At 66.1% G+C, this 13778-nt stretch carries 14 protein-coding genes; 11 read left to right on the top strand and 3 right to left on the bottom strand.

What is annotated here, in order from left to right; translation table 11 throughout:
- The first annotated feature begins 3 nt into the window (after positions 1 to 3).
- From V6M52_RS17790 to ccoS, 3 genes are read left to right on the top strand one after another with little or no spacing between them, the layout of a single operon-like run.
- Positions 4 to 810 (top strand): DUF2189 domain-containing protein, encoded by an 807-nt coding sequence (locus V6M52_RS17790; RefSeq protein ID WP_332702192.1) that lies wholly within the window; start codon positions 4 to 6, stop codon positions 808 to 810.
- 3 nt (positions 811 to 813) lie between these two features.
- Complete coding sequence (locus tag V6M52_RS17795) at positions 814 to 3075, top strand: heavy metal translocating P-type ATPase (RefSeq protein ID WP_332702194.1); 2262 nt, start codon at positions 814 to 816, stop codon at positions 3073 to 3075.
- Positions 3072 to 3233 carry a cbb3-type cytochrome oxidase assembly protein CcoS gene (gene ccoS / locus V6M52_RS17800; protein ID WP_332686286.1) on the top strand — a complete coding sequence of 54 codons (162 nt, stop codon included), beginning with the start codon at positions 3072 to 3074 and terminating at the stop codon, positions 3231 to 3233. Before V6M52_RS17795 ends, ccoS begins: the two co-directional genes overlap by 4 nt.
- Here ccoS and V6M52_RS17805 read toward each other — a convergent pair.
- Positions 3230 to 3685, bottom strand: coding sequence for a hypothetical protein (locus V6M52_RS17805; protein WP_332702196.1), 456 nt, complete (start codon positions 3683 to 3685; stop codon positions 3230 to 3232). The genes ccoS and V6M52_RS17805 overlap by 4 nt on opposite strands.
- Before the next feature lie 134 nt (positions 3686 to 3819).
- Between V6M52_RS17805 and V6M52_RS17810 the strand changes: the two genes are divergently transcribed.
- Genes V6M52_RS17810 through hemN form a run of 3 tightly spaced genes read left to right on the top strand, consistent with a single transcriptional unit; the run spans position 3820 to position 6308 of the window.
- Entirely contained in the window at positions 3820 to 4266 is a 447-nt protein-coding gene (locus tag V6M52_RS17810) for a hemerythrin domain-containing protein (RefSeq protein ID WP_332686282.1), read from the top strand.
- Positions 4263 to 4949, top strand: a complete 687-nt coding sequence (locus V6M52_RS17815; RefSeq protein ID WP_332702198.1) for an NnrU family protein — start codon at positions 4263 to 4265, stop codon at positions 4947 to 4949. Before V6M52_RS17810 ends, V6M52_RS17815 begins: the two co-directional genes overlap by 4 nt.
- A gap of 12 nt (positions 4950 to 4961) precedes the next feature.
- Positions 4962 to 6308, top strand: coding sequence for an oxygen-independent coproporphyrinogen III oxidase (gene hemN / locus V6M52_RS17820; protein ID WP_332702200.1), 1347 nt, complete (start codon positions 4962 to 4964; stop codon positions 6306 to 6308).
- Here the strand turns inward: hemN and V6M52_RS17825 are convergent.
- Positions 6305 to 6871 carry a UbiX family flavin prenyltransferase gene (locus V6M52_RS17825; protein WP_332702202.1) on the bottom strand — a complete coding sequence of 189 codons (567 nt, stop codon included), beginning with the start codon at positions 6869 to 6871 and terminating at the stop codon, positions 6305 to 6307. The two genes, hemN and V6M52_RS17825, sit on opposite strands and share 4 nt — an antisense overlap.
- Positions 6868 to 8388 carry a UbiD family decarboxylase gene (locus tag V6M52_RS17830; RefSeq protein WP_332702204.1) on the bottom strand — a complete coding sequence of 507 codons (1521 nt, stop codon included), beginning with the start codon at positions 8386 to 8388 and terminating at the stop codon, positions 6868 to 6870. Before V6M52_RS17830 ends, V6M52_RS17825 begins: the two co-directional genes overlap by 4 nt.
- Positions 8389 to 8493: 105 nt before the next feature.
- Between V6M52_RS17830 and ubiT the strand changes: the two genes are divergently transcribed.
- Genes ubiT through ligD form a run of 5 tightly spaced genes read left to right on the top strand, consistent with a single transcriptional unit; the run spans position 8494 to position 13769 of the window.
- Positions 8494 to 8988, top strand: coding sequence for a ubiquinone anaerobic biosynthesis accessory factor UbiT (gene ubiT / locus V6M52_RS17835; protein ID WP_332702206.1), 495 nt, complete (start codon positions 8494 to 8496; stop codon positions 8986 to 8988).
- 2 nt (positions 8989 to 8990) lie between these two features.
- Positions 8991 to 9968, top strand: coding sequence for a ubiquinone anaerobic biosynthesis protein UbiU (ubiU, locus tag V6M52_RS17840; RefSeq protein ID WP_332702208.1), 978 nt, complete (start codon positions 8991 to 8993; stop codon positions 9966 to 9968).
- A 4-nt stretch (positions 9969 to 9972) separates the two neighbouring features.
- The gene (ubiV, locus tag V6M52_RS17845; protein ID WP_332702210.1) at positions 9973 to 10905 is read left to right on the top strand and encodes a ubiquinone anaerobic biosynthesis protein UbiV; all 933 of its coding nucleotides are present in this window, start codon (positions 9973 to 9975) and stop codon (positions 10903 to 10905) included.
- Positions 10902 to 11279 (top strand): hypothetical protein, encoded by a 378-nt coding sequence (locus tag V6M52_RS17850; protein ID WP_332702212.1) that lies wholly within the window; start codon positions 10902 to 10904, stop codon positions 11277 to 11279. Before ubiV ends, V6M52_RS17850 begins: the two co-directional genes overlap by 4 nt.
- 60 nt (positions 11280 to 11339) lie before the next feature.
- Entirely contained in the window at positions 11340 to 13769 is a 2430-nt protein-coding gene (gene ligD, locus V6M52_RS17855) for a DNA ligase D (protein ID WP_332702214.1), read from the top strand.
- Positions 13770 to 13778: the final 9 nt, after the last annotated feature.

The raw sequence follows: 13778 nt of genomic DNA on the forward strand, positions 1-13778 counted from the left end.
CCCATGGCCAAGACGCTGCACCCCGTCGACATCATTCCCGATACCGTCCCCGCTTTGCCCAAGGCGGTCGACCACAACCGGCACTTGCCGGCCACCGCTGCCCTCACATGGCTGGCTTTGGGTTGGCGCGACCTCTGGGTTCGGCCGATGCCGAGCCTGCTTTATGGGCTGGGCGTGGCCCTGCTGTCCCTGCTGGTCATTGTCGCCATGGTCAATTTCGGCTGGGCACAGATCCTGTTTCCGGCGCTGGCCGGCTTCCTGGTAGTCGGGCCGCTGCTGGCGACCGGACTTTACGAAAAGAGCCGGCGGCTGGAGGCGGGTGAACCCGTCACCCTCTGGCACATGATCTTTCCCCGCCGCGGCGGCGGAGCCCACCTGTTCTTCGTCGGCGCCGTATTGCTGACGCTGATGCTGGTCTGGATGCGCGCCGCCGTGCTGCTCTATGCGCTCTTCCTCGGCTGGCGGCCCTTTCCCGGCTTCGATTCAGTGGTCAACATGCTGTTCACCACCCCCACGGGCTTGCTCATGCTGGCGGTGGGCACCGCCGTAGGCGGGCTGTTTGCCGCCTTTGCCTTTGCCATCAGCGCCTTCTCCATCCCGATGATGCTCGACCGGCGGCTCGATGCCTTCTCGGCCATGGGCCTGTCCATGTCGCTGGTGTGGAACAACCTGCCCGCCGCCCTGCTCTGGGGCGCTATCGTGCTGGCTTTGACTGTGTTCAGCCTCGGCACCGCGCTGGTCGGGCTGATCCTGATTTTCCCGCTGCTCGGGCACGCCACCTGGCACGCCTATGCTACCGTGCGGCCATAGACCATGAGCTGCTGCCTGCCCCCGCCTGAATTTGCCGAGGCCGTCGCCGGCCCCATCCAGCGAGGCCCGGCTGCCGATGAAATCCGGCTGGCCAGCCGCGATATCGGCAATGGCGTTCGGCAGACCGATCTGTCTGTCCCCGCCATTCATTGCGGTGGCTGCATCCAGACCATCGAAAAGGCATTGGGCGCGCTCCAGGGCGTGCAATCGGCGCGGGTGAACCTCTCGACCAAACGTGTCGCCGTGCGCTGGCTCGACAATGGCGCCCCGCCCGCCATGGTCGAGACCCTGACCGGGCTTGGCTATGAGCCCCACCTCTATGAGACGGAGGACAGCCAGCAGGACAAGACGCTTCCCGCGCTGATCCGCGCGCTTGCCGTGGCAGCCTTTGCCTCGATGAACATCATGATGTTGTCGGGCTCGGTCTGGTCCGGCGCCGATGGGGCGACCCGCGACATCCTGCATTGGATCTGCGCCGGTCTGACCCTGCCGGCTTTGCTCTATTCGGGCCGGGTCTTCTACCTCTCGGCCTGGAACGCCATCCGCCACCGCCGCACCAATATGGATGTGCCGATCACCATCGGCATTGCTCTCGCCTTCGCGCTGAGCTTTTACGACACCATCCATTCGGGAGAGCAGGTCTACTACGATGCGACCGTCTCGCTGATCTTCTTCCTGCTGATCGGGCGCACGCTCGACCATGTGATGCGCGAGCGGGCCCGCACCGCCGTCAGGAGTCTGGCCAGGCTGGCGCCGCGCGGCGCGCTGGTCATGCATGCTGATGGCAGCCCGGAATATTTGCCTCTGCGCGAGATCGTGCCGGGCATGGCCATCCTGCTGGTCGCCGGCGAACGCGTGCCGGTGGACGCGATGGTGCTGACCGGCGCATCGGACCTCGACCGCAGCCTCATCAGCGGCGAAAGCATGCCGATAACGGCGGGACCGGGCACCCGGCTGGAGGCGGGCACGCTCAACCTCACGGGTCCGCTGACCATTCGTGCCGAAGCGGGTGAACAGGATTCCACCCTGGCCCAAATGGTGCGGCTGATGGAAGTGGCCGAAAGCGGACGCAACCGCTACCGGCGCATTGCCGACCGCGCCGCCGAACTCTATTCGCCAGTGGTGCATCTGGCCGCCTTTGCCGCCTTCATCGGCTGGATGGCCGTCAATGGCGACCTGCACAATGCCGTCACCGTGGCCATTGCCGTTCTCATCATCACCTGCCCCTGCGCACTGGGCCTCGCCGTGCCCATGGTACAGGTGGTCGCCGCGCGACGCCTGTTCGACGCCGGTATCATGGTCAAGGACGGCTCAGCGCTGGAACGGCTGGCCGAGATCGACACCGTGGTTTTCGACAAGACCGGCACGTTGACGCTGGGCACGCCGCGATTGCTCGACCTGGGCCACACCGAACCCAGGCTGCTGGCGCTGGCCGCCACCCTCGCCGCCTATTCACGGCACCCCTATTCGCGGGCCATTACCAAGGCCGGTGCCGGCCTGCCCGATGCGCCGAGCTTCACCACCGCCAGCGAACTGCCCGGCTTTGGCGTAGAAGCCATGCTGGATGGCGACCGCTACCGGCTTGGCCGCGCCGACTGGGCGCTGTCTGCCACCGACGTTGCCAGCGGCACAGTATTGAGCCGCAACGGTACCGAACTGCTACGCTTTGCCTTCCATGACAGGCTGCGGCCCGGCGCCCATGGCGCTGTGACAGCTCTGGAGGATGCGGGAATGGACGTCGAGATGGTCTCGGGCGATACCAGCGACGCCGTCGCCACGATTGCCGACGACCTGCAGATCGCGGTCCGTTCGGGGGGCGTTCTACCCGGTGGCAAGGCCGACCGGATTGCCACGCTGCGCGCTGCCGGTCACAAGACACTCATGGTTGGCGACGGGCTCAACGATGCGCCCGCGCTGATGGCCGCGCATGTCTCCATGGCGCCATCCAGCGCCGCTGATGTGGGCCGCAGCGCCGCCGATTTCGTGTTCCTGCACGACGATCTGGCGGCCGTGCCGTTGGCACTCGCAGTGGCGCGCGATGCCGTCAGGCTGGTGCGGCAGAATTTTGCGCTCTCGGTGCTCTACAATGCCATTGCGCTGCCCATCGCCATTGCCGGCTACGTCAATCCCTTCATCGCCGCCATTGCCATGTCGCTGTCCTCGCTCGTCGTGGTGCTGAACGCGTTGCGGCTGGGCTGGGGCGGCTATCGTAGCTATCGCTGGCCGATGCCTGCCACACCCCGGATCACGCCGGTGCGGCCATGAGCGAGTTTTTCTATCTGATCCCGATCTCGGTCATCCTGGGGGCAGCAGGGCTGATGATCTTTCTCTGGACGCTGCGGGACGGACAGTATGATGACCTCGACGGCGCCTCCCAGCGCATCCTCTACGAGGACGACAAGCCGCGCCCCGATCCGGACTAGAACCGGTTCATCAACGCCCCGGCCATGAGCCGCGTCCGTGCCCTGAGCAGCAGGCGCTGCTGCGCCACTCCATCCTCGGAGACAACGCCTTTGAGCAGGCGCGCCAGTTGTTCGCTGATCTCGGCGACCACCGCCGCACTATGCAGCGGCAATGCCACCAGCGCGCAATCGAGCAGGATATCGGCCAGTTGATCGATCGCCTCGCCATCCAGCAGGCGGACGGACCGGGCAAGCCAGTCGCCATCGACCTCGGGACGTTGCTCGAGGAACAGCGTGGCGCGCAGGAAGCCCCCCATGGCCGCCTCGGCGTCTTCCCAACGATTGCCGATCAGCCCGTCCATGGCCGGGCGCAGCAACGGGCTGCGCCGTACGCGCTCGCTGAATTCGGTTGCCAGCGCATCGATATCCGCCTCGTCGAAAAATGCCGACGGGGCAAAGGGTGGGAATGGCATGCAAAACCTGCGGTCAGTGACGCGCGCAATCTAGTCCGACCAAATGGCCCCGAGGTTGATCCCGGTCAAACGCCCGGCACTTTGCCCTTGCTATGGTGCAAGCCACAACGGGGCCTCCCGGGGAGTGCTCGACCATGTTGCCAAATAGCCGGACGGGACCGCTTGAACGAAGCTATCAGCAGCTGCTCGATCTCTGCGACGTGCTCGAGGCCATCGCCGACAGCCTGCCGCATCCGGACGCGGGCCTCTGCATCACCACCGCCGATGCCCTCGAACCGCTGGTCGAGCTGACGCATGTGCTGGAGGAAGAGGTGCTTTTCCCGATTTTAGCGGCATCCAGCCGTCCTGAATTGAACCAGACCGTGGCGCGGCTGCGGCGCGAGCACCTCTCGGACATGGCGACGGCCGGCGAAGTCAGCGACGCCCTGCGCGCCGTGGCCAGCAGCAGCTCGCCCCTATCCCCCGATGCGGTGGGCTATCTGCTGCGCTCCTTCTTCGACAGCATGCGCCGCCACGTCTATGGCGAGCTGGAACTGATCGAGCTGTTTCTGCCTGATCGGGACGGCAGGACGATCAATTGACCCAGTTCTTCGCGGCACTGCTGGTCTTTCTCGCCTTGCATATGGTTCCGGCCATTCCCCCGCTCCGCGCCGGGCTGGTCGCGGCCGTGGGCCGCCGCACCTACCTGATTGCCTATTCGCTGGTGTCGCTGCTGGCGCTGGCCTGGCTGTTTCACGCCACCATGCGCCTCGATTTCGTGCCGCTATGGGATGCGGCGGCCTGGCAGGCCTGGCTTCCCCTGGTACTGACACCCATCGGGCTGGTTTTCCTGGTGGCGGGATTGCTGAGCCCCAACCCCGCCTCGATCACCCTGCGCCGGCCGGACCTGGCGCCCGGCGCCATCACCACCGTCACGCGCCATCCGGTGCTGTGGGGCTTTGCCCTCTGGGCCGGCAGCCACCTCGTGCCCAATGGCGACATGCGCAGCCTGCTGTTGTTCGGCTCGCTCCTGGCCTTTGCGCTCTTGGGCATGGTCATGACCGACCGCCGCGCGCGGCGTCGGCTGGGCGAGCACTGGCCCGCTATCGCCGACAGCACGTCCCTCTTGCCATTTGCCGCCGCGCTGGCGGGCAACACCCGGCTGCGCATGGATGGGCCGCTCGTCATCGGCGTCCTCGCTAGCGCCGCCCTCACCGCCTGGCTGCTGCTGGGCGGGCATGCCGTGCTGTTCGGCGCCGACCCGCTGGCTCTGGTGGCCGCCTAGATGGAGTTGCCCATGCATCCCGACCTGATCGAACGCTATTCGGCGCCGGTGCCGCGCTATACCAGCTACCCGACTGCGCCCCATTTCCACGCCGGCATCACGCCCCAGACCTATGCCCACTGGCTCAGCGACGTGGCCGACGACGCGACGATCTCGCTTTACCTGCACATCCCATATTGCGATCGCCTCTGTTGGTTCTGCGGCTGCCACACCAAGCACACGCTGCGCTACGAACCCATCACCCACTATCTCGAAGCGCTCTATGCCGAGATTGACTGGGTGGCCGACAAGCTGGACGGCAAGGGCCTGGTGACCGCGATCCATCTCGGCGGCGGCTCGCCCACAATGCTGACCGCGGAGGACATGGCGAGCCTCAAGGCCCGGCTCGCCGCGCGCTTCACCCTCGCCCCCAATGCAGAGATCAGCATCGAGATCGACCCCAACGATCTGGGCGAGGACCGCTTCGACGCCATGGCGGCCTTCGGGCTGACCCGCGCCAGCGTCGGCGTGCAGGATTTCGACGAGCGTGTGCAGCGCGCCATCAACCGCCTGCAGAGCTTCGAGCAGACCCGGCACGTCATCGATTCCGTCCGGACGCGCGGCGTCCATTCGGTCAATGTCGATGTGCTCTATGGCCTGCCCTATCAGACACTGGCCAGCATCGCGGCCACCATTGCCCAGGTCCTGTCACTGGCGCCCGACCGCATGGCGCTGTTCGGCTATGCCCATGTGCCCTGGATGAAAAAGCACCAGCAGATGATCCCCGATGCTGCCCTGCCCGATATCCAGGCCCGCTTCGCGCAATCCCAGCTGGCGGCGAGCCTGCTCAATGCCGGCGGCCTGCAATCGATCGGCTTCGACCACTTTGCCCGACCGACCGACAGCCTGGCGCTTACTGCGGCAGCCGGCCGTTTGCGCCGCAATTTCCAGGGCTATACCGACGATCGCGCCGATGTGCTGATCGGGCTGGGCGCCTCGGCCATCGGGCAATTGCCGCAAGGCTATGTGCAGAACATCACGCCCACCGGCGACTATCAGAAATCCGTATTGGCCGGTGGCGGCGCCACGACGCGTGGCTTTGCCTTGTCCGCGACGGACCGGCTGCATGGCTTTGCCATCGAGGCTCTGCTTTGCCGCTTCGCGCTGCGCCGCGATGAACTGGCCCACTTCGGCGCCGCCGGCAAGGCGTTGTTCGACGCCGCCTGCATCATTGCCGCGGCGGACCCTGACGGCATGATGCATGCCGATGCGAAATGCTTCAGCGTCACCGAGCGCGGCCGCCCCTTCGTGCGCGCCATCGCTGCCAAGTTCGATATCTATCTTGCCACCAGTACGGCGCGCCATTCGCTTGCCGTCTAGCCGCGCCATTCCCGCGCCAGCGGCCCGCCGGGCAGGCCCAGTAGGTCGATAGCCCGCGCCGCGAGCTGATCGACGATTTCCTCGACGCTCCGAGGCAGGTGGTAGAAGGCCGGCACTGGCGGCATGACGATGGCTCCCATCTCGGTGACCGCCACCATGTTGCGTAAGTGCCCAAGATGCAGCGGCGTTTCCCGCGCCATCAGCACCAGCCGCCGCCGCTCCTTGAGATGCACATCGGCGGCGCGCACGATGAGATTGTCCGCAATGCCACCAGCGATAGCGCCAAGCGTGTGCATGGAACAGGGCACCACCAGCATGCCCGCCGAGGCAAACGAGCCGCTGGCAATGCTGGCGCCGATATCGTCAATGGCGTGGGCAACATGCGCCAGCTTACGCGCCGTCTCGGCTGCCCCCACACCCACTTCATGCGCCAGTGTCCGCTCGGCCGCCGCCGAGAGCACGAGATGGGTTTCAATGCCCGGCAGCGTACGCAGCAGCTCCAGCACCCGCACGCCGATCGCCGCGCCCGAGGCGCCCGTCATCGCCACGACCACCCGCGTCATGCCCCGGCCCCCGGCAGGCCCAGATCGTCCCAGATGGCGTCCACCCGCGCCGTGACCTCCGGCGTCATGGCCAGCACCCGGCCCCATTCGCGGCTGGTTTCGGGGCCCATCTTGTTGGTCGCGTCCAGTCCCAGCTTGCCACCCAACCCGGCCTTGGCCGAAGCAAAGTCGAGATAGTCGATGGGCGTATCGGGCACGACGACCAGGTCGCGCGGCGCATCGAACCGGGTCGCCAATGCCCACATCACGTCGCTCCAGTTGCGCACGTCGATGTCGCCATCCACCACGATGATGAGCTTGGTATAGCTGAACTGCGGCAGCATGGCCCACAGCCCCAGCATCAGCCGCCGCGCCTGGCCCGGATAGCGCTTGTCGATGGCAACCACCATGGCGCGATAGGAACAGGCCTCGGGCGGCAGCCACAGATCGAGGATTTCCGGAAACTGCCGCCTGGCCAGCGGCGCAAACAGCGGCGTCATCGCCTCGCCCAGCCGCGACGGCTCGTCCGGCGGCCGGCCGGTATAGGTCGACAGATAGATCGGCCTATCCCGCATGGTGATCGCGCTCAGCGTCATCACCGGGAAGGGCTCGACGCTGTTATAGTAGCCGGTATGGTCGCCATAGGGACCTTCAGGCGCCGTCTGGCTGGCCGAGACATGGCCTTCGAGCACGATTTCCGCATGGGCCGGCACCGGCAGCGGCACGGTTTTTCCCGTCGCCACCTCGGTGCGACGCCGGCGCAGCATTCCGGCAAAGGCCAGCTCGTTCATGCCCTCGGGCAGCGGCATGACCGCGGCCAATATGGTGGCCGGGTCGGCGCCGATGGCCACGGCCACCGGCATGTCGCGCCCCAGCTTCTGCCACATGCGATGGTGCCGCGCCCCGCCGCGATGCGCCAGCCAGCGCATGATGACCCGGTTCGGTCCCAAGACCTGCATGCGGTAGATGCCCACATTGATGTCGTCGGGATCATCGGGCGCGCAGGTGATCACCAGCGGCCAGGTGATGAGCGGCGCGGGCTCGCCCGGCCAGCACCACTGGATGGGCAGCTTGCGCAGATCCATCGCATCGCCCGTTACGACCCGAGCCTGGCTGGGCGCCCGCTCCACCCGCCGCACCCGCATGTTGAGCGCGGCGGCCAGCAGCGAGCGCTTCTCCCAGGTCTGCTTCAATCCGCGCGGCGCCCGCGGATCGCGCAGATCGGCCAGCGCCTCGCCCAGGTCCGTCATGGCCTCGGGCGCAATGCCCAGCCCCCAGGCGATCCGCTCGGACGTGCCGAACAGATTGACCAGCATTGGGATATCGCTTGTCCGCCCCTCGGCATCCACCGGATGCTCGATCAACAGCGCCGGACCATCCGCCAGCAGCACCCGTCGGTGAATTTCGGTCAGCTCATGCACGAGGCTGACGGGTCTGCTGATCCGGTGCAGACGCCCCCGGCTTTCCAAGGCATCGATAAAGCCGCGCAGATCCTGCGTCAGAGGGAAGGTCGTGTCGGGAAGGGCATTGCTGGTCATGCCGGCACATTGGGCAGACGGCCCGTCTTGTCCTTGCGCTAGCGCAAAGCGCCGTGACTCGTACCGGCGTATCAACGGACCAGTTCAACTCGCCCGGTGCCCTGGATGATCCTGCCCAAAGCCGTCTCCCATCCGATCAACCACATGCCGCTGCCGCTGCTGCAGCAGGCCACGCGGCTGGTCTTCAACCAGATGCTGCGCCAGCACCCCAATCTGTTCGACCGGCTCGGCACCCATGCCAGCAAGAGCTTCCGCTTCACGCCGACCGATCTCGACCTGTCCTTTCTGATCGTGCCGGCCGAGCGCAGCATCACCGTCTCGCGCAAGTCGGCCGACATGGCCGCCGATGCATCGGCGGGCGGCCCCCTGCTGACGCTGCTGGCGCTGCTGGAAGGGCAGATCGATGGCGACGCCATGTTCTTTGCCCGCAGCCTTTCCATCGCCGGCGACATGGAGGCGATGCTGGCCCTGCGCAATGCATTGGATGACAGCGGCTTCGACCTGCCGCGCGATCTGGGGCAGGCAGCCGGCCCCTTCGCGCCTCTCGTTACCCACCTGGCCGAAGCGGTCCGGCGGCGGGCTCTGGTGGGGCAGGTCTAGCAATGGAACTGATCTGCCCAGCCGGCACCCCGTCCGCCTTCCGTGAAGCCGTCGATGCCGGAGCCGACGCGGTCTATTGCGGCTTCCGCGACGAGACCAATGCCCGCAATTTTCCCGGCCTCAATTTCACGCGCGAGGAACTCGCCAGCTCCATCGCCTATGGCAAGGCGCGCGGCGTCCACACCTATGTGGCGCTCAATACCTTCATGCGGGCCGGATCGGAGGCGCTCTGGTATGGCGCTGCCGACGACGCCGTGCGGCTGGGGGCGGATGCGCTGATCGTCGCGGACCTTGCCCTGATGGCCTATATCGCCGAGCACCATCCCCAGCAGCGCCTGCATGTCTCGGTGCAGGCCTCCGCCTCCAATGCCGATGCGATCAACTTCCTGGTCCAGACCTTCGGCGCCAAACGGCTCGTATTGCCCCGCGTATTGACCGTGGCCGATATCGCCGCGCTGGCGCCAAAGGTCGCCTGCGAGCTGGAAGTCTTCGCCTTTGGCGGCCTCTGCGTCATGGCCGAAGGCCGCTGCTCGCTCTCCTCCTATGCCACCGGACAATCCCCCAATATGCAGGGCGTCTGCTCGCCGGCCAGCCATGTGCGCTATCGCGAGGAAGGGGCCGAGATGGTGTCGGAGCTGGGCGGCTATACCATCAACCGTTTCGGCGCCGACGAGCCCGCGGGCTATCCCACCCTGTGCAAGGGGCGGTTTCATATTGCCGACGACGACGGCTATGCCTTCGAAGATCCGGTGAGCCTCGATGTCATGGATCATCTCGACGCCTTGCGCGACGCAGGGGTCACCGCCCTCAAGATCGAGGGGAGGCAACGCGGCAAGGCCTATGTCGCCGAGGTGGTGTCGCGCCTGCGCCAGGCGCTTGCGGCGCCACCCGAGCAGCGCCCCGCTCTGCTGGCACATCTGCGTCTCCTGAGCGAAGGCCAGCGCACCACGGCGGGCGCCTATGAAAAGAAATGGCGGTGACCCGATGGACACGACCAAGCTGAAGATCACCCTCGGCCCGGTCCCCTATCTCTGGGACGGCGCGGCATGGCGCGACTTCTATTTCCGCATCGCCGACTGCGCATGGATCGATGCGGTCACCCTGGGTGAAGTGGTGTGCTCCAAGCGCATCCACTTCACCCAGCCTTTTATCGATAGCGTCACGGCGCGGCTCGTCGGGGCGGGCAAGGCGGTGGCGCTGGCCTCCATTGCCATGGTGACGCTGGAGCGCGAGGCCCTGCTCACGCGCCGGCTGGTCGAGGCGAGCGCCTGGCCGGTCGAGGCCAATGACCTGTCGGCGCTGGGCCGCTTGGCCGGCAAGCCGCATCTGGTCGGCCCCTTCGTCAATGTCTATAACGGCGCTACCGCCCGCATCCTGGCCGCTCGCGGCGCCACGCGGATCTGCCTGGGGCCTGAACTGCCCCTTTCTTCCGTTGCCGAAATCATCCGCGACGCGCCGGGCATGGACTTCGAGGTCTTCGCCTTCGGCCGCCTGCCACTGGCCATCTCGGCCCGCTGCGCCCATGCCCGCGCCAAGGGGCATAGCAAGGACAATTGCCAATTTGTCTGTCAGGACGATCCCGATGGGCTGGCGGTGGATACATTGGACGGCCAGTCCTTCCTGACGCTCAATGGCGTGCAGACCATGTCCCATACCTGCCAGGTGCTGCTCGCCGAACTGCCGGCTTTGCGCGGCGCCGGGGTGACCCATATCCGCCTCTCGCCGCAGCATTGCGACATGGCAGCCGTGGCCGAAGTGTTCGCCGATGTCAGGGATGGCCGGATTGACCCTGCCGAAGGCGAGGCTCGTCTGCGGTCAATCTATCCGGACGTGCCCTTCTCCAACGGCTTCCACCACGGCACCGTCGGGGCGGACTGGGTTCCGCCCGCCCTCGCGGCCCAGCAGGTCCCAGCATGATCGATCGCCACCCGCCTGTGACCGTCACGATGGAGGAAAGTGCCGGGCAGTTGACCCAGCGCATCCGCAACCTGATCAGCACTGTCGCGCTCGATTGCGACTGCCGGCAACGCGTCAATGATGCCCTGCAGCGCTTCGTCAGCCAGGAGCAATGCCGCCATGACCGGCGCTGCCTGATGGATGCCCGCCAGCAGCGGGCCTCGATCGCCGCATTGGTGGAATTGCTCGGGGAGCTGGAGGATGTGAGCTGGCAAGAAGGCGATCGTACAGTCTTCGCCGAACTGGCACACATCTTCGATGACATTGCCCGCATGGCAATGCTGGGCTCGGCTGCCATGCGGCTGATCTCGCAGGACAGCGCCATCACCCGGTGATTTGACACGCCGGCCGCATTCGCCACTGGCCCTTGAGCAAATCCCATGTAGATTTCGTCCATGGTCGACAACAAGCTCGAAAGCTATCGCGGCAAGCGCAACTTCGCCAGGACGACGGAGCCCGCCGGGACGGTCGCCGACGGCGAGAGCCGCTTTGTCATACACAAGCATTCGGCGACCGCCGACCACTATGACTTGCGGCTCGAACTGGGCGGCGTGCTCAAGAGCTGGGCCGTGCCCAAGGGGCCGTCGCTCAACCCTGCCGACAAGCGCTTCGCGGCGGCGACCGAAGACCACCCCATCGAGTATCTCGATTTCGAGGGGGTCATTCCGGCAGGCGAATATGGCGGCGGGCCGATGATCGTCTGGGACACCGGAACCTGGGCGCCGATGGGCGACCCTGTCGCCGATCTCGCAAAGGGCGCCTTCAAGTTCCGCCTCGTCGGCCAGAAGCTGCGGGGCGGCTGGATGCTGACCCGGCTCAAGGGCAAGCCGGAGGACAAGGGCAATGAAGGCTGGCTGCTGTTCAAGGAACGCGATCCAGCCATGAGCACCGAGATCGATATTCTCGTCGAGCGGCCGGAGAGCGTCAAATCCGGCAGGCGGATCGAAGAGCTGGTGGCGCCCTCCCCTGCCCCGGTCAAACGCACCAAGCCGCAGCCAGGCAAGGTGGCCGGGGCGGTGAAAGCGGCGATGCCGGCAACGCTCGATATGCAATTGGCAAGCCCCGCTGCCGCGCCGCCCAAGGAGGGGCCGTGGCTACACGAGATCAAGTTCGACGGGTACCGCACTCTGGCTTTTGTCGAAGGCAGCGATGTTCGCCTCATCACCCGCGGCGGGCTCGACTGGACCAAGCGCTATGGCGACTTGCCCTCAGCCTTCGCGGCGCTCAATTGCCGCGAGGCGGTGATCGATGGCGAGATCGTCGTGCTCGACGACAAGGGCATCAGCCGTTTCGGCAAGCTGCAGGATGCGCTGTCGAGTGGCGCCGGCAACAGATTGGTATTCTACGCCTTCGACCTGCTGCATCTCGATGGTTGGGACTTGCAAGGCGTGCCGCTGATCAAGCGCAAGGGGCTGCTGGCGCAACTGCTGGCCGGGCATGTGAGCGGACGCTCGGCCATCCAGTTCAGCGACCATGTCGAGGGCGATGGAAGGCCGCTCTACGACCACGCCTCGGAACTGGGCCTCGAAGGCATCGTCTGCAAGCGCTCCGACGGCAAGCATATCGGCGGGCGTTCCTCGAGCTGGCTCAAGATCAAGGCGCTCAAGACCGGCGACTTCGTCATTGGCGGCTATAGCGTCAGCGAGGCCAATGGCGGCGTCGGCGCGCTGGCCATGGCCGAATGGGTCGGCGAGGACCTGGTCTATCGCGGCAAGGTGGGCACGGGCTTTGATGCAGCGACGATGCGCGACCTGGTGCGCCGGCTTGAAGCGCTGCGTATCGATGAGAAGCTGGAAGGCGCGCCCAAGGAGATCGTCCCGGTGAGGCCGACGCTCAAGGCGCGGGTGCAGTACGGGACAATCACCGGCGACGGCATGCTGCGCCACGCCGTGTTCAAGGGCCTGCGCGAGGCCGAATTGACCACCGCAGTGACGGCGCCGCGCAAGCGCATCATTTCGGATGCCGACCTGGCTGGCATCTGGGTGACCAATCCGACCCGGCGCCTGTTCGGCAAGTCCGGCCCGACCAAGCTTGAGATCGCCGTCTATTACGCGGCGGTGGGCGACTACATGCTGCCCCATCTGTTTGACCGCCCTGTCTCGCTGTTCCGCTGCCCCACCGGCAAGCCGCAGGATTGCTTCTTCCAGCGCCACCCGTTCACCGGCATGCCGGGCACGATCAAAAGCTTCGCCACCGAGAATTCGGATGGCGAGAAGCAGACCTATATCGCGGTCGAGGACGCCAAGGCGTATCTGGCGCTGGCGCAGTTTGGCGTGGTCGAATTCCACGCCTGGGGCACGCATCAGAGCCATCTCGACAAACCGGACCGGGTGATCTTCGACCTCGATCCGGGCGCGGGCGTCGAGTGGCGCGACGTGGTCAATGCGGCTGTGCATCTGCGCGGCGAGCTTGAAACAATGGGGCTGGTGCCCTTCGTCAAGACCTCGGGCGGCAAGGGTGTTCACATCGTGGTGCCGACAACGCAGAAGCTGGCCTGGAAACAGGCGCATGCCGCCTGCGCGAGTATCGCGACAAAGCTGGCCGCGACCGGGCGGGACACCTTCACCACCACCATGGGCGAACAGAACCGCAAGGGCCGCATCTTCATCGACTACCACCGCAATGCCCGCAGTGCGACAGCAGTGGCGGCCTATTCGCTGCGGGCCCGCCCGCACCTTCCGGCCTCAACGCCAATCGATTGGCGAGACCTCGAGTCCATCGACTCTCCGGCGGACCTGAATTACTCTTCGCTTCCGGGTTTATTAACCACATCAGGCGACCCCTGGGCCGACATTAACGAGTCCGCACGGGATTTGGCGCCATGATTTCTTGTG

The sequence above is a fragment of the Devosia sp. genome (assembly GCF_036676215.1).
Taxonomy (GTDB): Bacteria; Pseudomonadota; Alphaproteobacteria; order Rhizobiales; family Devosiaceae; genus Devosia.